The following is a 21573-nucleotide window of genomic DNA, read 5'->3' as shown; positions in this document are numbered from 1 at the left end:
AGGGTAACATTTGCCCTTATTTTTCAGATAGTAATGCGCATTATTACTATCTGAAAAATAAAAACACCAAAAAGGAAAATGAAGATTATTATTTTTCGTTAAGCTGGTTAATCATATGTCCGGCCAGTATTACAGCGTTATTGCCGTCCACCATGTTCAGGTGATCTCCCGGTACAATCAGCGTACGGACAACTGCACTATGATTGAGCCAGCCCATATACGGGTCTGTTTTCCTGGTTGGATTATCTACTGCTTTCAGTACTACAGCAGGGGCTTTCACGCTACCGGTAACTGCATAATTATTATGCACCCATGTATTATTCCATGATAAGGCAAGCATCCTTAGTACAAATGCAGTTTGTTTATTCTCACGGCCTATCTGTTCCTGTACAAAGCGGGTGATAAAGGGCATCAGTTCATTATATGGCAGATGAGCAATAGCTGATTTCAGCTGAATGGTCCAATCCGGATATGGTGCTGTAATAAGACGATACTGCTCAAAAAATGCCAGCATACTATCATACAGGCTATCTATGTCTATTGGGTCAGGATCAGCAGCCGCCTGCATATCCAGCAGGTAAACAATGGCCACTTCTTCCCCGGCAGCTTCCAGCTGCTTCGTGATTTCGTAGGCCACATGCGCACCAAAAGAATGTCCTGCTAAACGATAAGGCCCCTGCGGCTGGATTTCCTTTATCCAGGAGATATGCTGTGCGGCAATAGCTTCCATCGTATCCGCCGGTTGCTCGTCTTCAAATGCACCCAGCATCTGGAAACTATAAAAAGCCATCGTATCATTAAAAGCACGGCCCAGTTCAGTGTAGGCGTCACAAAGACCACCGGCACCCGGCAAGAAAAACAGCGGTGGCGCCTGCGTTGCTTTATTTAATAAAACAATGTGCCCGTTACCCGGTAGTGATTCCTGCAGTAATAATCGTCCTTCTCCATACCTGCCTAATCCTTCCTTGTCCTGTTGTTGCTCCAGCATAACAGACAAAGCAGCAATGGTTGGCCAGGTATATAATTCTCTTATCAGTACTTCCAGTCCTGATTCTTTTTTGATAGCAGCGATTAAGCGGATGGTTAGTAATGAATGTCCACCCAGCTCAAAAAAGTTATCGTTAATACCAATCTGCGGCACCTGCAACAACTCCTGCCAGATAGCCACCAATGCGTGTTCTATCTTACTGCGGGGGGCTACATATTCATTTACTGACAAGGCGCCTGCCTCCAGTTGCAGCAATGCCTTTTTATCAACTTTTCCATTAGCGGTTACCGGCAGCTTATCCATTTCCAACAGCCATGCAGGTACCATATAATCCGGCAACTTATTCTTCAGGTAAGTCAGGATTCCTTCCCGGTCGAAATTTCCGGCAGGCACGATATAGGCAATCAACTGTTTACCGCTATGTACTGTTTTAGCTAATACCACTGCCTGTGCTACCCCTTCACACTGCCGCAATACATGTTCTATTTCTCCCAGCTCTATACGGAAGCCACGAATCTTTACCTGGTCATCTATACGCCCCAGGAATTCAATGTTGCCGTCCGGCAACCATTTACCCAGATCACCGGTTTTATAAAGTAATTCACCTGGTGATGCAGCAAACGGATCGGGAATAAATCTTGTTGCTGTTAATGCAGGCTGATTAAGATACCCCGCGGCCAAACCACTACCTCCTACATACAGCTCTCCTCTTATACCTACCGGTACCAGCTGCTGCAGATGATCTAATACATATGCTGTCCTGTTATTGAGCGGGGCACCAATCGGGGTAGCATTTTTAATGGGCACTTCCGAAATAAGGTAGGCCAGTGAAAAGGTAGTATTTTCCGTAGGCCCGTATACGTGAATAACATCAAGTTTCGGGTAAGCCTGTTTAATTTTCCTGACATGTTCTTCTGATAATTTCTCTCCTCCTGTTAAAATGGCTGACAAATCTTCAAACACACTAACATCTGTATCTACCAGCTGATTAAACCAACCCGAAGTAAACCACATTTTAGTTGCTTTCCGTGCGCGCAATTCCTGTTTCAGCAAAGCGCTGTTTAACAAGGTATCCTCTGCGCACAACACCAGTTGTCCGCCGTTCAGTAACATGCCCCAATACTCAAAGGTAGTGGCATCAAAGGAAGGCGACCCGGTAGATAATAATACATCCGACTCATTTAAGGTAACGTAAGTAACTTCTTTTACCAGGCTCACCACATTTTGATGTGTTACCACCACTCCTTTTGGCTTGCCGGTAGATCCGGAAGTATACATCACATAAGCCGGGTCCTTAGCGGAGATAGTCCGACTGACAGGGCCTGCATATGGTGTTGCAAACCACTCACCCATCGCATCCAGCAGCAGCAATTCTTTATCATACCATTCTGCCGGTAACAGTTCCATAGTAGTAGTGGTTGTTACCAACAACGTAGCATTAATATCTGCCAGCATATAATTAATCCTTTCTGCCGGATAAGTGGCATCAACCGGAACATAAGCGCCACCAGCCTTTAATATACCCAGTATACCCACCATCATTTCCAGTGAACGTTCTATGCATAAAGGCACCAGTGTACCGCTACGTACGCCTTTGCTGCGCAGGTAATACGCCAGTTTGTCTGCACGTTCATTCAGTGTTTTATAGGTATAGGATTTATTACCGTACACCAATGCAATAGCACCTGGTGTAGCAGCCACCTGTAATTCAAATAAATCTGCAATTGTTTTATTTGCCGGATAAGCAGTTGCGTTATCGTTGAAAGCCGAAAGTAATTGTTGTGCTTCCCCATCACTGAGCATAGACAGGTAGCCAATTGGTGTAGCCGGATTTTTAACAATGGCCTGTAACAGCTGTTGGAAATGGCTGATCATCCGGTTGATCGTTGTTTCACTAAATAAATCAACCCCATATTCTACACTACCTATCAGCCCGGCTGGTGTTTCTCCCACTGTAAAAGTAAGGTCCCATTTTGCAGTGGTATGCGTTGTACTTTCTGCCGATAATTCCAGCTCACCCAAACCAAGATCAGGTACGCCAGGTGTATTCTGTAATACAAACAACGCCTGGAACAGCGGACTACGGCTCATATCACGGTTCTTCACCACTGCCTCTACTATCTTCTCAAATGGTATATCCTGGTGTTCATATGCTTCCAGGGTGGTTTGTTTTACCTGCTGTAATAATGAAAGGAAAGATGGGTTGTTACTCAGATCACTGCGCAGCGCGAGTGTATTAATAAAGAAGCCAATGAGATTTTCCATCTCCTGCTGCGTTCTGCCTGCAATAGGAGTACCTACGCAAATATCATCCTGACTACTGTACCGGTGCAACAATATATTGAAAGCAGTCAGCAATGTCATAAATAAAGTAGTCCCTTCCTGCCTGCATAATGTCTGTATATCATCAGACAACTGCTGATCCAGCCGGAATTTGCTCACGGCACCGCGGGTACTTTGTACAGCGGGTCTGATATAATCCGTTGGCAGATCCAGTGTGGCTACACCGGATAATTTATTTTTCCAGTAAGCTAATTTTTGTTCCAGCACAGCGCCTGATAAATAATTGCGCTGCCAGATAGCGTAATCTGCATATTGTATATCTAATGCTGGTAATTGTGCAGGACGGCTTTCCAAATAAGCACTGTACAGCTCTGCCAGTTCGTGCACAATAATACCTGTAGACCAGCCATCAGAAGCGATATGATGCAAGGTTACCACCAGCATGTGATCTGCGGCTCCCAGTGTAATCAGGTGCACACGCAGCATATCATCTTTCAGCAAATCAAATGGTGCCTGCACCAGCTGTTGTATATAATCCTGCAGACCGGCTTCATTTTGCTGCAACGAAGCAGCTGTTATCACCTGTAGTTGCCATTGATCCTTCGCTCTTACCTGCTGATAGGCCTGCCCTTCCTCCTGTGCGATGCCGGTACGCAATATTTCATGCCTGTTTACAATGGTCTGCAAAGCATGCAACAACGCATCCTGGTTTAACGCTCCTTTTAATCTTAATACCGTTGGCAAATGATAATGCACGCTGCCTTCCAGCTGATCTATAAACCACAGACGTTCCTGGCTATACGACAGCGGAATGCGTGCCGGCCTTTCCTGTTGTGTGAGGGCAGGCGCCACAGCAAATGCCGTTTGTGTTGATAGTTGTGCTGATAAGGCAGCAACGGTAGGATGATTAAATACTGTACGTATAGATATTTCCACACCCAGTTGTTTCCGGATGGCGGATACTACCCGAATGGCCAGCAATGAATGTCCGCCCAACGCAAAGAAATCATCGTATATCCCTACCCGTTCTACTTTCAGTAATATTAAAAAGATATTTACCAGTGTTTGTTCTGTGGCATTGCGAGGCGCCACGTATACTGTTTTTAACAATACATCTGCTTCCGGTTCGGGCAATGCTTTTTTATTAATTTTTCCGTTAGCAGTGAGCGGCAGATTTTCCATTGTCACCCACATAGCAGGTACCATATATTCCGGTAACCGGCTTTGCAGAAAAGCAATCGTTCCTTCGCGATCAAATTCTCCTGCTGGTACAATGTACCCGATCAACCGTTTGTTACCGGCGCTGTCGGCCTTTCCTGCTACAACGGCCTGTTTTACCAGTTCACATTGTTGCAGTACACTTTCTATCTCACCCAACTCTATCCGGTAGCCGCGGATCTTTACCTGGTCATCTATACGGCCAAGGCATTCCACGTTACCATCCGGCAGCCATCTGCCCAAATCACCGGTAAAGTATAACCGTTCCCCTTTCTTAAACGGATGATCAATAAATTTTTCTGCTGTCAGTTCATGTCTGTTCAGATAACCCCGTGCCAGTTGTACACCACCGATACATAACTCCCCTACTACTCCTATTGGTGCCAGCTGCCTTGCCTTATCCAAAATATAGATTTCCGTATTGCCTAATGGCTGTCCGATAGTAACAGGTGCTTCCAGCTTCAATTCCTTTATGGTAGCCCAAATGGTAGCCTCTGTAGGTCCATACAGGTTCCATACAGACTGCTCACTTAATTGTACGAGTTTATTTTTCAGTTCCGGTTTAATAGCTTCCCCACCTGCTAAAATGGTGATCTGCTCTTTGTTCTCCCATCCCGCATCTGTCAGCATCTGCCAGGTAGCAGGCGTAGCCTGCATATAAGACGGCTGTTGTAATGCTAATTGTTTCATCAGCAGAAAAGCATCCGCAGCAGTTTCCCTGGTGGCTACTATTACTTTACCTCCTGCCAGTAATGGCAGGAAAAGTTCCAGGTAAGCAATATCAAAACAAAAAGTAGTGACCGCCAGTAAGCTGCAGGAAGCGTTGAGATGAAGTGTTTGCTTCATGGAGCAGAGGAAATTAGACAGCGATTGATGTGCTATCATCACTCCTTTTGGCATGCCGGTAGAACCGGAAGTATAAATAACATAGGCCAGGTGATGCATTAACGGCGCATCAGGTAATGCTGTTTCCGGATACCCACTGATGACAGCATGCTCCTGATCCAATATGATCATGTGTGCTGCTGTATAAGCGGGTAATGCATTTTTACAGCTATCATCTGTTAGCAGCAATAAACCACCGGTATCCCGGAGCATATAATTGACCCTGTCTGCAGGATAGGCGGGATCTATTGGTACATAAGCACCCCCAGCTTTTAATACACCCAATATGGCGACTACCATATTTAACGATCTTTCCAGGCAAACCGGCACCAACACATCTTCTCTTACACCGTGGCTTCTTAAATAGTGCGCCAGCTGATTCGCTTTTTTATTCAGCGCAGCATATGTTAATGTGGTTCCTTCAAATTCAATGGCGATGGCATCCGGCGTAGCCGTGGCCTGCGCATCAAAGAGTGTTACAAATGTTTGTTGCGGATAGTCAGTTGCCGTGTTGTTAAATGCATGCAGTAACTGCTGTTCTTCAGCCACCGGCAGCATGGGCAATGTAGCTATCTGCTGTGCCGGATCATTTACGATGGCACGCAACAGCATTTCAAAATGACTGATCAGCCGGATGATAGTAGCTTCCTTAAACAGGTCCACACAATAGGCGATAGACCCGCGAAGTCCGGTGGCGCCTTCCTGTAAAGATACTGTCAGATCAAAAGGTGCGGTGATATTGTCTACACCTGCCGGCAACAATTCCAATCCATCCAATACCATATCCGGTGCATCCGGTGTATTTTCCAGGGAGAATAACACCTGGAACAGCGGGCTTCTTTCCAGGCTTCTTTCTGTTACTACTGCTTCCACCACTTTTTCAAAAGGAACATCCTGGTGTTCGTAGGCACCCAATGTAGTTTGTTTTACCTGTTGCAATAGTGCTGTAAAGGACGGATTATTACTCAGGTCACTGCGCAGCGCCAGTGTATTAATAAAGAACCCGAGGAGCCCTTCTATCTCCTGTCTTGTTCTGCCAGCGATAGGTATACCGATACAAATATCTTCCTGACCAGTGTAGCGATACAGTAACGTTTTGAAGGCTGCCAGCAAAGTCATAAAGAAGGTAGTTCCCTGTTGCCGCGACAATTGCTGCAACTGCTCACAGAGATCACGGTCAAGGCTAAACGTAACGCTGCCTCCCTGTAAACTTTGTACCGCCGGACGTGGGTAATCAAGCGGCAAATTTAATACGGTAGTACCTGATAATTTATCTTTCCAGTAAGCAATCTTTTCTTCCAATACCTTACCCGACAAATAGTTTCGCTGCCAGATAGCATAATCAGCGTATTGCACTTCCAATACCGGCAACTGCACTTCGCGGTTAGCAACGTAAGCATTGTATAACGCTACCAGTTCTCTTATAATAATTCCGGTAGACCAACCATCTGATGCAATATGATGCAGGGTGGCCACCAGTAAATATTCATCTTCCTCCAGTATAATTAAATGTGCGCGTAACTTATGATCGGCCGACAGATCAAATGGTGCGTCCACCAGCTGACGTACGTATTGCTGCAATGCCGCTTTGTTTTCTTTATATACCTGCTCATCTGTAATGGTTAACTGCCATTGACCCTTGTTCAGGATACGCTGATATGGTGTACCTTCTTCCTGCTCTATTACAGTACGCAATACTTCATGGCGGTTGACAGTTGCCTGCAGCGCATGAGATAGTGCCGCCTTATTAAGCGAACCTTTCAGGTGCAACACATTGGGAACATGATAATGAATACTACCTTCCAGCTGATCAATAAACCACAAACGTTCCTGGCTATACGAAAGCGGAATATGCGCCGGTCTTTCCTGTTTTACCAGTGCAGGTACTGCGGATGGCGCCATGCGACCCGCCAGCTGTTGAGATAAAGACGAGATCGTTGGATAATCAAATATATCTCCGATAGATACTTCTGCACCCAATTGCTTACGGATAGCAGATATTACCCGTATAGCCAGCAGGGAATGGCCTCCCAGGGCGAAGAAATCATCGTGTATACCTACCTGTTCTATTTCCAGCAATGCTGACCAGATAGCGGCCAACCGCTCCTCTGTTGGGTTGGAAGGTGCTACATAACCTTCACCGCCAGCATCAGCAGCATCGGGATCCGGTAATGCTTTCTTATTAATTTTTCCATTGGGCAACAGCGGGAACTGCTCCATTTCCACCAATGTTGCCGGTATCATGTATTCCGGCAACTGCGCTTTCAGATAAGAAAGAATGGCAGTTTTATCAAATGTACCCTGCGGTATCACATAACCGATCAATCGTTTATTGCCGCTGTTGTCTTCCCGTGCTATCACTACGCCCTGGCTTACTTCTTCACATTGTTCAAGCACCCGGCTGATTTCGCCCGGTTCTATGCGATAACCACGAATTTTTACCTGGTCATCCACACGTCCAAGGAATATGATATTTCCATCAGGCAGATACTTTACGAGATCGCCTGTGCGATATAATTTTGTTGCTGCTTCCGGTGAGAAAATATTTTTAATAAACTTACTGTCTGTTAGTTCCGGATTATTGAGATAGCCTAAAGCAACCCCTTCTCCCCCGATATATAATTCTCCGGGAACACCTACCGGGCATGGTTGTCCGGCAGGACTCACCACATAAATATTTGTATTCGAAAATGCTTTCCCTATGGGTACCACATCCGGATAAATACGTTGGGGATCTACCACGTGCAGTAATTTTCCTATAGTCGTTTCCGTTGGACCATAGTGATTAACAACTGTGCAGTGAGTACCTGCCGCACGGATATTTTCAATCACCGCTGCTTCCAATGCCTCTCCGCCAAATACCAGTAATTTTTCAGGGAGTAATAAACGATCCTGGTCTGAAAGTGCCTTCCAGTGCGATGGTACGATCTTAATACAATCAATGATATGCTGCTCAAAATAAGTAAGCATTGCAGCAGCATCGTTGATAGCTGCTTTGGAGAACAAGTGTAATGCACCGCCCGTCATCAATGCAGTAAATAACACCGTATTACCCAGGTCCGTAGCAATGCTGGAAAGCAACCCGAAAGAGCGGCAACCGGCTACCGGTATATGTGCCTGCAATCCGGCTAAATAGTCTGCCAGGTTATGATGTGTTATCATCACGCCTTTAGGCGTACCGGTACTGCCGGAAGTATAGATAACATAGGCCAGTTGTTCTGCAGCAGGGATCGTACCGGGTGCAGCTCTATCGCAGGCAACGATAGCTTCTTCATCCAGTGATATAATTTGTATGGCGTCACCTTCAGGTAATACCTCTCTGCTGTTATCATTGCTTACAATGATAGTAGCGTGGGTATCTGAGAGCATGTATTGTATCCGCTCTGCCGGGAAATCCGGTTCAATGGGTACATAAGCGGCGCCCGCTTTTAATATGCCCAGGATACCCACCATCATATCCAGCGAACGGGCAATACAAAGCGGCACCAGTGAATTAGCCTGCACTCCTTTGCGGTGCAGATAATGCGCAAGCTGATTGCTCCGTTCATCCAGTTCTTTATAAGTTAGCTGTTTGTCTTCAAAAACGAGTGCAGTAGCAGCAGGCGTGCGTGCTGCCTGTATGGCAAACCAATCAACAAAAGTCTGGTTGCGGGAATAAGGCACTTCCACTTTCCCGAATGCCTGCAACAATGCCTTGTATTCATTTTCACTTTGTAAAGGCAGCAGGTCTACCGGAGTAGCCGGTGATGCAGCGATGGCAGCCAACAACTGTTTAAAATGTTCCATCATGCGCACTACCGTATCTTCTCTGAAGAGGTCTTTGCTGTACTCTACATCTATATTTAAGCCTACGGAAGTTTCCTGTACAGAAAAGAGCAGGTTATATCTCGCGGTACTATGCGATATTATTTCCGGGGATAATGTTATTCCCTTTAGCCCGGGCGCATTATTGCTACCAGCTTTATCGGGCATTACAAACATTACCTGGAAGAGTGGCCGTCTGCCGTGTTCCCTGTCTTTCACCACTGCTTCTACTATTTTTTCAAAAGGCACATCCTGGTGTTCAAAAGCATCCAGTGTAGTTTGTTTTACCTGTTGCAGCAAAGCAATAAAAGACGGGTTATCACTTATATCACTGCGCAGGGTGAGCATATTGATAAAAAAGCCTATCAGCGCTTCTATGTCCTGTTGCTGGCGTCCTGCCGAAGAAGAGCCCACTACAATATCTGTTTGCCCGCTGTAGCGGTATAACAATACCTTAAAGGCCGCTAATAATGTCATGTACAAGGTGGTTCCCTGTTGCTGACTCAGTTGTTGTAACTGTACCAATACGCCTTCATTGGCCACAGTGCTTACACGGCCACCGCGCATACTTTGTATGGCAGGCTGTTTAAAGTCTGTTGGCAGATTTAATGGCGGTACATCCGTCAGCTTGTCTTTCCAGTAGGCCAGTTTCTTATCCAGCGTTTCTCCCGCGAGGTAAGACCGCTGCCAGATAGCATAGTCAGCGTATTGCAGTTTCAGTGGTTCCTGTTGGTGCAGTGTTCCTGCCAGACAAGCATTGTAACCTTCTATGAATTCGCGCGCCATAATACCGGTTGACAATCCATCAGAGGCAACATGATGCGTAATGATCACAAGTACATGTTCATCAGTTGCCAGCTTTATCAGATGGGCCCGCAACATATAGTCCGCAGACAAATCAAAAGGCGCACTCACCAAAGCAGCTATTTGTTGATGTAAAGCGTGCTGGTCATCTTTATAAACCGGGTTATCAGTGACAGATAGCTCAAAATCAGCTGCGCTGCGGATGCGCTGATAAGGTTTTCCATCTTCCTGTTCTATTACAGTTCTGAGCACTTCATGCCGGCTCACTATATTGTTGAGTGCTGTTGCCAGCGCTTCCTTATCCAGCAAACCTTTCAGTCTTAGTACAATAGGAATATGATAATGTATACTTCCTTCCAGCTGATCCACAAACCATAAACGTTCCTGATTAAATGACAGCGGAATATGTACGGGTCTTGTTTGTTTTTCGATCACCGGCAACAACACACCATTATTTTTTTCCGCTTCCAGGTATGTTGCTAAAGTAGCGATAACAGGATGTGTAAAGATGGCCTTCACCGGCAACGCAACGCTCAATCGTTTGCCTACTGCTGCTACCAGGCGCATTACCATTAAAGAGTGGCCGCCCAGCTCAAAGAAATTATCGTATATGCCTACCCGTTGTACCCCCAGCAATTCCTGCCAGATGCATGCCAGTGCCTGTTCCATTTCATTCCGCGGCGCTGTATATTCATTTACTAACAACGCTGCATCGAGATCCGGCAACGCCTTCTTATCAATTTTTCCATTGGCGGTTAATGGTAATTGTTCCAGTTCTATAAGCAACGATGGCACCATATACTCCGGCAGCTTGCCTTTCAGCCAGGAAAGCACTGCGCCTTTATCAAAATCTCCTTCCGGTACAATGTATCCTATCAGCCGCTTATTACTATGAGGTTCCTTATTTTCTGATTTAGCCAATACCACCGCCTGGCTTACGCCTTCACACTGTTGTAAAACACTTTCTATTTCTCCCAGTTCTATGCGGTAGCCATGGATCTTTACCTGCTCATCTATTCTGCCTAAATATTCTATATTTCCATCCTGTAGCCATCTGCCCAGATCCCCGGTTTTATACATTCTTTCCTCTTCCGCACTAAAAGGATCTTTAATAAATTTAGCAGCGGTGAGGTCGGGCCGGTTCAGATAACCACGGGCTACTCCTATGCCGGAAACACAGATCTCTCCCGGAACGCCTATGGGGCAAAGCTGTTGCGCGCCATCCAGTATGTGAATATGTAAATTTTGTATAGGCGTACCCAAAGGTATATTCGTACTGGCGGGAACGTTATACATGAAGTAATGACAAATATCATCTGATGCTTCTGTAGGACCATATGCATTTACCACCGGAACAGCACCAAAATAAGCGTGTTCAAACCATTGCTTCAACACATACTGACTCACCACTTCGCCTGTTACCAGCAAAAATTGCAATGCTTTTAATGTGACGTTTGTATTTTCCTGCAACAAAGCAGACAGATAGGAAGGCACCAGCTCTAAGATAGTTACCTGATCCTGCTCTACCTGGCTGATGAATGCACCGGGTTGTAATATCAGTTCATCCGGATAGATGATGGTAGTACCTCCGCACAGCAATGCCGAAAACATCTGCCATACCGAAATATCAAAGGTGTAAGCAGCGGTGTAGGCCAGGATGGTTTTATCATCCATTTTCAGATCACTGATCTTGGCATATAAATGATTTAACATGCCACGATGTTCTACCATCACACCTTTGGGCTTACCGGTAGAACCCGAAGTATAGATAACATATGCCAGGTGATGCGGCGCCGGTTGCGGTGAAGACGCTGCTACCCGCATACTGTCCCATTCCGTATCCAATGCAATAACAGGAATCGTTGCTGTTATTTTTTGTTTCGCATAACTACTGCTCACCACCACTGTTGCGTTACAATCCTCCAGCATATACTGTATCCTTTCCGCAGGATATTCCGGATCAATGGGCACATAGGCGCCGCCAGCCTTCAGGATACCCAATATCCCGACAACCATTTCCAGCGACCGCTCTATACAAATGGGAACCAGCGTATCTTCCTTCACACCTTTGCTTCTGAGGAAACCAGCCAATGTATTGGCCTTTGCTTCCAGCTCATGATAAGCCAATTCCTGGTTTCCAAATTTTAATGCCACCGCTGCAGGTGTACGTGCCGCCTGTAAGGTAAACAGCTCCACGAGTGTTTTATCCGCCGGATAAGGCACCTCTGTATCATTAAATGCCACCAACAGTTGCTGCTGTGCAGCAGCTGTCAGCATAGGTAATGTTGCGATAGATGCCGCAGGATCTTTTACCACAGACCATAATAACTGTTCGTAGTTTTCCAGCAACCGCGCAATCGTTTCTTCATTAAATAAATCAACACAATATTCTACGTATCCCGACAATCCCGCAGCACTTTCCTGCAAGGAGATATTCATATCAAACTTGGCGGCTACATGATTGGTACCTGCTGCTTCAAACAACACCTCTCCCAGGCGGAACTCAGGCGCATCCGGTACGTTCTGTAATTCAAACATCACCTGGAACAGTGGTGTTCTGCTGATATCACGCTCTTTCACTACTGCTTCCACTACTTTTTCAAAAGGCACGTCCTGGTGTCCATATGCTTTTAAAGTGGTTTCTCTTACCTGCTGTAATAGTTGTATGAACGAAGGAGCATTACTTAAATCGCTGCGTAATGCGAGTGTATTAATGAAGAAGCCGATCAGCCCCTCTGTTTCCTGTTGTGTTCTGCCCGCTATGGAGCTGCCTACACAGATGTCTTCCTGCCCGCTGTAGCGATATAATAATACTTTAAATGCCGCCAGTAATGTCATGAACAAAGTGCTGCCTTGTTGCTGCGACAAAGCTTGTAAGGAGGCAGACAAGGCAGGGTCCAGCTGAAACAAACTGATAGCACCACGTGTGCTTTGCACCGCCGGACGCGGATAATCCGCAGGTAAATTCAGGGCAGGTACACCCGTGAGTTTATCTTTCCAGTAAGCAATCTTTTCTTCCAGTACTTTTCCGGATAAATAGTTCCGTTGCCAGATGGCATAATCTGCATACTGTATATCCAGCGCGGGTAAATCCGCATGACTGCCGGATTCAAATGCGTTATACAAAGCCACCAGCTCACGTACTAAAATGCCGGTGGACCAGCCATCGGAGGCGATATGATGCACGGTAGCTACCAATACAGACACCTCTTCTTCCAGTACGATGACATCTACCCGCAACATATGATCATTTGTAAGATCAAATGGCGTTTCTACCAGCTGCTGTATATAATGCTGCAAGGCAGTTTTGTTTTCCCTGAACTCCGGATGATGTGTTACACCTAACTTCCATTGGTCTTTGTTCAGTATACGCTGGTAAGCTATTCCCTCCTGCTGTGCAATCACTGTGCGCAACGACTCATGTCGATTCACGATGGTTTGCAGGGCATGCGATAAAGCAGCCTGGTTGAGACGCCCTTTCAACTGCAACACTGTTGGAATATGATAATGCAAACTACCTTCCAGCTGATCGATAAACCACAAACGTTCCTGGCTATACGAAAGCGGGATGCGTGCAGGTCTTTCTCCCCTCACCAGTGCCGGTACGGTAGTTGGCGCCGACCGCTGTGATAATTGTTGAGATAAGGAGAAGATAGTAGGATAGTCAAAAACATCTCCTATAGCTACTTCCACGCCCAGCTGTTTTCTGATAGCAGATATCACCCGGATAGCCAGCAAAGAATGCCCTCCTAATGCAAAGAAATCATCGTGTACGCTTATTTCATCTACTTCCAGTAACAACGACCAGATAGCAGCCAGCTTTTTTTCTATATCCGTTTCCGGTGCAGTGTAATCCGATACAGCGGTAGTATTTACTTCCGGATCAGGTAATGATTTTCTATCAATTTTACCATTGGGCAGCAGCGGGAAATAATCTATTACTACGAGTACTGCCGGGATCATGTGTTCCGGTAATTGCTCCCGCAGATAAGTGATCACAGCCTCTTTATCGAAATTTGCTGCCGGTATAATGTAACCGATCAACCGCTTATTACCGCTACTGTCTTCCCGCGCAATTACCACCGCCTGGCTCACCTGCTCACAACCACTTAATACGCGACTGATTTCTCCCGGTTCTACGCGGTAGCCACGGATCTTTACCTGGTCATCTACACGGCCCAGGAAAACAATATTGCCATCCGGCCGGCATTTCACCAGGTCACCGGTACGATATAATTTTGTTTGATCAGCAGTGGAAAATGGATCTGTGATAAACCGGCTGGCAGTCAGTTCCGGATTGTTTAAATAGCCCAACGCAACTCCATCTCCACCGATATACAATTCACCGGGTACGCCTACAGGACATGGCTGCCCTTCCTGATTTAACACATAAATACGGGTATTGGAAAATGGTTTCCCGATCGGGATCACCTGTTCATATATGCCGGCCGGATCTACTACATGGAGTAATTTCCCTATAGTCGTTTCCGTTGGGCCGTAGTGATTCACAACGGTGCAAGCAGCATTTGAATCCCGTATACTATCCACCACAGCAACTCCCAGCGCTTCCCCACCAAAGACGAGTAATTTTTGGGGCAACAATAACCTCCCTGGTGCTGATAATGCTTTCCAGTGAGAGGGTACTATTTTTATACAATCGATCGGGTACCTTTCAAAATAAGTATACAGTGCCTCCGCGTCGTTGATAGCAGCTTTGGAGAACAGGTGCAACGCAGCACCTGCTACTAACGAACTGTATAAAACAGTGTTCCCAAGATCCGTCGCAATACTGGACAGCAAACCAAAGGAACGGCAACTGTTGATATCCAGCTTCACCTGTAACCCGGCTACATAATCCGCCAGGTTGCCATGTGTCACCATTACCCCTTTGGGTGTACCTGTACTACCGGAAGTATAAATTACATACAACAACTGATCCGGCACAGGATGTATTGCCGGCGCAATAGGGGAACACTTGTTAATAGCGTGGCTGTCGTCATCGAGCGCCACTACCTGCATCGCTGCTGTTACTGGTAGCAGTTCCCTGCAGGCGCTGCTGCTCACAATTACCGTTGCATGGGTATCTTCCAGCATGTATTTTATTCTCTCTGCCGGGAAATCCGGTTCTATGGGCACATAAGCACCTCCTGCCTTCAGGATACCTAATATACCCACGATCATATCTGTGGAGCGTTCTATGCAAAGCGGTACCAGTGTATTGGCGATAACGCCTTTACTGCGCAGGTAATTAGCCAACCGGCCGGAACGTTCATCCAGTTCCTGGTAAGTCAACAGCTCTTCTTCAAAGACGAGTGCAGTAGCCTGTGGTGTAAGGGCAGCCTGCGTTTCAAACAGGTCAACAAAAGACTGTTCTTTAGAAGGAGCAGTTATGTTGTTATTAAATGCCACTTTCAGTTCCTGCCGTTCCGCTGATGTGAGCAGAGCTATCTCCCCTATTTTTTCTGCCTGCCTGTTGATGATTTGCCCTATTACCTGCTCAAAATGCCCGGCTATTTTTTCAATAAAATAATCAGACAGCAAATCATTATTGTAGGTAAATATTAAAGTAGTTTCTGCCGTAATACCCATGATAATGGTTAACGGATAGTTGGTATGCGGATGTGTTTCTACATCACTTACCTGCAACTGCCATGTTTTTGCATCTACTACTTCATTTATCGGATAATTCTGGAAAGTAATAGTGCTATCAAACAGTTCACCCGGAATATTTGTCCAGCGCTGAATTTCATTCAGACCGGTATATTGGTATTCGCGGCTCATCAGCTGACTCGTTTGTAATGCCTGTAACCAGGATACTATTTCCAGTGATGGATCTACTACGGTATATAATGGCAACGTATTAATGTACAAGCCTACCCGTTGTTCCACGCCAGGCAAATCTTCCGGGCGACCGGATACGGTAATACCATAAGCTACATCTTTATGACCCGAATAACGGTATAACAGGTACGCCCACACGCCTTGCATCAGCGTATTCTGTGTAATGTGGTGTTGCTGTGCAAAATGAGTCAGGTGGGCAGTTGTAGCGGTATCTAATTTGAATATCCTCTCTTTAAAGTTGCCGCCACCTTTTGTCAGTTTAGCAGTAGCTCCAATAAATGGTAACAGGCTGCCTTTTTCTAATCCTTTCAGATAACCACGCCAGTACTGTTCTTCCTGCTCTTTATCCAGTCGCTCCTGGTAACGGATATAATCTTCAAAACGATCTTCCGCGCTTGCAACAACGGGCTTTCCTGTTGCCAGTGATTCGTAAGTGTTCAGCAATTCCTCTATCATCACGGGCAATGACCATCCGTCATACAAAATATGATGAGAAGTCCATAACATCCGGTAAGTGTCGTCTTTCAGGCGCAGCAAACTAATACGCATTAATGGCGCTTCCTTTAAATCAAATCCTTTCTGGCTGTCTGCGGCTTCATAGTCCTTCACCGCTTGTGCCTGTTCACCTTCCGCCATATGACGATAGTCCAGCACATGCACCGGCATATTCACTTCGCGGTACACACATTGCACCGGAACAGGAAATACATCATGATAAAAACCACTTCTCAGAATGCTGTGTTGCTGCAATAAATGATCCCAGCTCTGACGGAAAAAATCTTCCTGCAAACCAGATAAATCACAACTAAACTGCTCTACATAGGTACTTCCGGCTGCATCGTATAAACTATGAAACAGCATACCTTCCTGCAAACCGCTTAACCGGTACAATCCTGTTACCTGGCTACGGCGTGGAGCGCCCTTGTAGTCCGCATCCAGGAACTCATCCAGCTCTTCGTTACTCACTTCTGTACCCAGCCCATAATCGGAAGGTGTATATATGGTAGCCTGTGTTGCCTGTTCAACGCAGTGGTCTATTAGTAATGTAAGATTTGATAAATAAGCAGTGGCCAGTTTTTCTATGCCCGCAGCTGCATAATGTTTGTTGCTGTATTCCCATTGCAAAATGAGTTCAGCTCCCTGTACCATACCGGTAACAGCTAATTTATGCTGCATAGGAAAATCTGTGCCGGTATCTGTTCCGGAAGATTCCGGTGCCATTCCCAGATAACCATCCTGTTTCACTGTATTATCTGACTGTCCCAGATAATTAAATACAATATCCCAGGGATCTTTACCCTGTAAATCGGGTGCCTGCTGAATGTATTTCAGTATGCCATATCCCAGCCCTTTATCCGGTACCTGCCGCAGCTGTTCCTTCACCGCTTTCAGTGAGGCCTGCGGCCCACTACCGGCGGCTACTTCCAGCAATACAGGATACATATTTGTAAACCAGCCAATAGTGCGGCTGGTATCTATATCCTTTGCAATATCCTCCCGTCCGTGCCCTTCCATGCCTATCACCACCTTAGACGATTTATTCCATGCTGAGACGGTCAATGCCAGTGCACATAACAAAACATCGTTGATAGCGGTATGATAAGCACGTGGTACTTCCTGTAACAATCGTTGTGTTTGCAGCGTTCCCAAACGAAGTGTATGCGAGCCGGTATCCGATACCGTTAATTGCCCTTTATATATTTTATCTGTTTGCAGCGGAACATAACCTGCTACCACCCGCTTCCAGTAATCTTCCTGGGTTAATACACGATGACGCTGCCCATAATTTGCCAGCGCAGTAAACCACTGCCGGTAAGAACTACTCTTACGACCCAAAATATCTACTGCATTTTTATGCGGATCATTTTTCAGCAACAGCTCCAGGTCTTCCAGCAGGATACGCCAGGATACGCCGTCTACCGCCAGGTGATGCACTACTATCAATAAACGGTTACGCGATTCGCTGGCAGGTGTTAACAGCAATACAGCACGGATCAGGATACCTTTCTCTATTTGCAGGCTTTGCTGGTAATGATTGGCCTGCTCTGCCACCCCGTTGGCCAGGTTATCCGGAGATACCGCCTGCAGATCTGCTATTTCCAACCTGCCTTCGGCAGATCCGTACAGCTGCTGCCAGCCGTTATTTGAGGGCGTATAAACAAATCGCAGCGCATCATGGTAATCTACTAACCCGCTGATGGCTGCATCTAACGCAGACGTATCTACGCTTTTATCTATCGATAATAAAACACTCTGATTAAAAGGTACCGTTACCGCAGCACCTGTATTAAAATACCATTGCTGGATTGGCAATAACCCGCTATGACCCGTTAATAAACCTTGTTCACCTGCCGTAGCAGTGCTTTTACGGGACGATAGTAAAACAGCCAGTGCTGCAATGGTTTGGTGTAAAAACAAATCTCTGGGCTGCAATTCATAGCCGGCACGTTTAGCGCGGCTGACTACCTGTATCGTGATGATAGAGTCGCCGCCCAGTTCAAAGAAATTGTCGTGTATGCCTACACGTGATACACCTAACAACTCCTGCCAGATGGTTGCCAGTCCTTGTTCGGTGGCATTTCTCGGTGCTACATATGCATTGGTGAGCAGTGCCTCTGCGTCAGTATCCGGCAGTGCTTTTTTATCAATTTTTCCATTTGCCGTTAATGGCAGTTTCTCCAATGGGATCAACAGTGCAGGTATCATATAATCCGGCAGCTGCTGTTTCAGGAAAGCAATAATACCTTCCTTGTCAAAGAGGTTGGCGGGCACGATGTACCCTACCAACCGTTTATTCCTGTGACCACTATGATCTTCTTTTGCCAGCACCACCGCCTGTTTTACCAGGTTGCATTGCTGCAATACATTTTCTATTTCACCCAGCTCTATGCGGTAGCCACGGATTTTTACCTGGTCGTCTATCCTTCCCAGGTATTCGATGTTGCCATCCGGCTGCCATCTGCCCAGATCACCGGTTCTGTACAGGTTACCTCCCTGCACATCAAAAGGATTGGCAATAAATTTTTCTGCTGTCAGTTCCGGGCGATTCAAATAACCGCGCGATACTCCTTTACCCGCAATACAAATTTCTCCGGGTACACCTACTGGAGATAATTGTGTATGACTATTGATAATGTATATTTTAGTATTGCTCACCGGCCTGCCTATCACCGGCGTAACATCCTTATCCCTGGCTGATAACGGGTAATAAGTAGTAACTACACTATTTTCTGTTGGGCCGTAGTTATTGACAACTTTATACGTAAGACCACTCACATCAATGGCAGTTAATTTATCTCCACCGGTGAGTAAATATTTCAGTGCCGTTAATTTATTTCCTGCTTCCCGGATAAATTCATGCAATAAAGCAGTAGATAAAAATCCGTGTGAGATCTCTTCTTCCCTAAATAAATTTACAATAGCTGTTAGCGAAAAACGTTTTTCATCATTCAGGATATTTACAGCAGCGCCTTTGCATAAATATGGCCACACTTCCCATCCGAAAGCGTCAAAGCCCATACCGGCGGCAGCTGTAGCTTTACTGGCAGCAGTTACCCCGTAAGTAGCATTGTGCCAGTTAACAAGGTTTGCCACCCCATTGTGTTCAATCATTACCCCTTTGGGGAGGCCGGTAGAACCGGAAGTATAAATTACATACGCGAGTTGATGACCAGTGTAAGTGAGATTTGGTACAGTGGCCGGATATTGGCTGATGATGTCCTTATCTCCATCCAATGTAATAATATCAGCTGCTCCGGCCAGTTTCAGCTTATCAACACATGCCTTACTGCCTACAATGATAGCAGCACGGGTATCTGCAATAATATGACGGATACGGTCTGTGGGATACTCCGGATCAACAGGCACATAGGCGCCTCCCGCCTTCATGATACCCAACATACTCACTACAATTTCAGGTGATCTTTCCATGCATACCGGCACCACTGTTTCTGTGGTAATGCCTTTACTGATCAGGTAATGCGCCAATTGGCCGGAACGTTCTTCCAGTTCACGATAGGTGAGTAAACGATCATCAAATACCAATGCCGTTGCTGCTGGTGTAAGCGCTGCCTGCAAACTGATCTGCTCAATAATTGTTTTATGCTGCGGATAATCAATTGTTGTATCATTAAAAGAAAGGATCAACTGCTCTTCTTCCCTGGCCGCCAGCATTGTAAAGGAAGCTATTGGTGAAGCCGGGGATGCCACAATGGATAACAGCAACTGTTCAAAGTGTGTAATCATCCGGTCTATTGTTGCTGCGTCAAATAAATCGATGCAGTATGATACCGATCCTGTTAGTTCACCGCCCCTGTCTTCCACTGAAAAAATGAGATCAAACATAGTGGTAGTGCTGACTACCTGCTCATGGGAAAAGGACACCGCATCCAGACTGAGGTCTGGTTCTTCCGGTGTATTCTGCAACATAAACACTACCTGGAATAGAGGGTTCCTGCTCAGATCACGCTGTTTCACCACCGCTTCTACTATCTTCTCAAACGGTATCTCCTGGTGATCATATGCACTTAAAGTAGTTTCTTTTACCTGTTGCATCAGGTTTGTAAAAGAAGGATTGTTGCTCAGATCATTGCGTAATACCAATGTATTAATGAAAAAGCCGATCAGTCCTTCCAGTTCCTGTCTTGTTCTGCCGGCGATAGGGCTGCCTACACAAATATCATCCTGCGCGCTGTAGCGATATAATAATACGTTGAAAGCGGCCAGCAGTGTCATGAACAAGGTAGTATCCTCCTGACGCGACAATGCATGCAGCTGCGCCGTTAACTCACGGGGAAGCCTGAACGAACGGGTAGCACCACGGGTGCTTTGAATAGCAGGACGCGGATGATCTGTTACCAGGCTCAGTGCATCTACACCAGATAATTTGTTTTTCCAGTAATCCAGTTGTTGGGTTAACACTTCACCGGACAAGTATTCCCGCTGCCAGATTGCATAATCCGCATATTGCAGATCCAGTACAGGCAGTTGCGCAGTACGATCTTCTGCATATGCACCATACAGCTCTACCAGCTCTCTGATGATGATACCTGTAGACCAGCCATCTGATGCAATATGGTGCACGATGACCACCAACACATGCTCGTCGGCATGCTGCACAATTAAATGGGCCCGCAACATATGATCCTTTGACAGGTCGAATGGTGCAGCGATCAGGGCTTTTACACAAGACTGCAAAGCAGTGGGGACTTCTTTATAGATTGGTTCATCTATCAATTCCAGTTGCCACTGATCTTTCTCTTGTATCTGCTGCCAGGCTTTCCCTCCTTCTGCTGCTATTACGGTACGCAATACCTCATGCCTGTTGATAATATGTTGTAATGCGTAAACCAATGCCTTTTTGTTGAGGGCTCCCTTTACTCTCAACACAACCGGTAAATGATATTGCACACTGCCTTCCAGCTGATCTATAAACCACAAACGTTCCTGGCTAAACGAAAGCGGGATACGTGTTGATCCATTTCTGCCGGCAGTATTTATTTCTTCCGTGAGCATGATATCTGATCCGCTCTGGTGGTGCTTTTTAAAATATTCTATTAAATATTCCTTATTGCTTTTCAGCTCATTCAGGAAGGAGGCGTCAATGATATTTTCCTTGTGTGTTTGTACAATCAGCTCGTTATCATCAAATGAAATTTGAATGCCAATATCATTTGCTTTCTCCAATAAATCTACAATATCAATTAAATTAAAGCCGGTCATGTTTACTGATTTAAATATGAGAATTCAGA

General features: G+C 45.8%; 1 protein-coding gene. It reads right to left on the bottom strand.

Translation table 11 applies throughout. The features are described 5' to 3' along the window. Positions 1–88: 88 nt before the first annotated feature. Positions 89–21544 carry a non-ribosomal peptide synthetase gene (locus CLV51_RS20420; protein WP_106529931.1) on the bottom strand — a complete coding sequence of 7152 codons (21456 nt, stop codon included), beginning with the start codon at positions 21542–21544 and terminating at the stop codon, positions 89–91. Positions 21545–21573: the final 29 nt, after the last annotated feature.

This window comes from Chitinophaga niastensis, from assembly GCF_003014755.1.
In the GTDB taxonomy this organism is placed as follows: Bacteria; Bacteroidota; Bacteroidia; order Chitinophagales; family Chitinophagaceae; genus Chitinophaga; species Chitinophaga niastensis.
The sequence above is the reverse complement of the archived record's forward strand: the minus strand, read 5'-3'. Positions and strand labels throughout refer to the sequence as shown.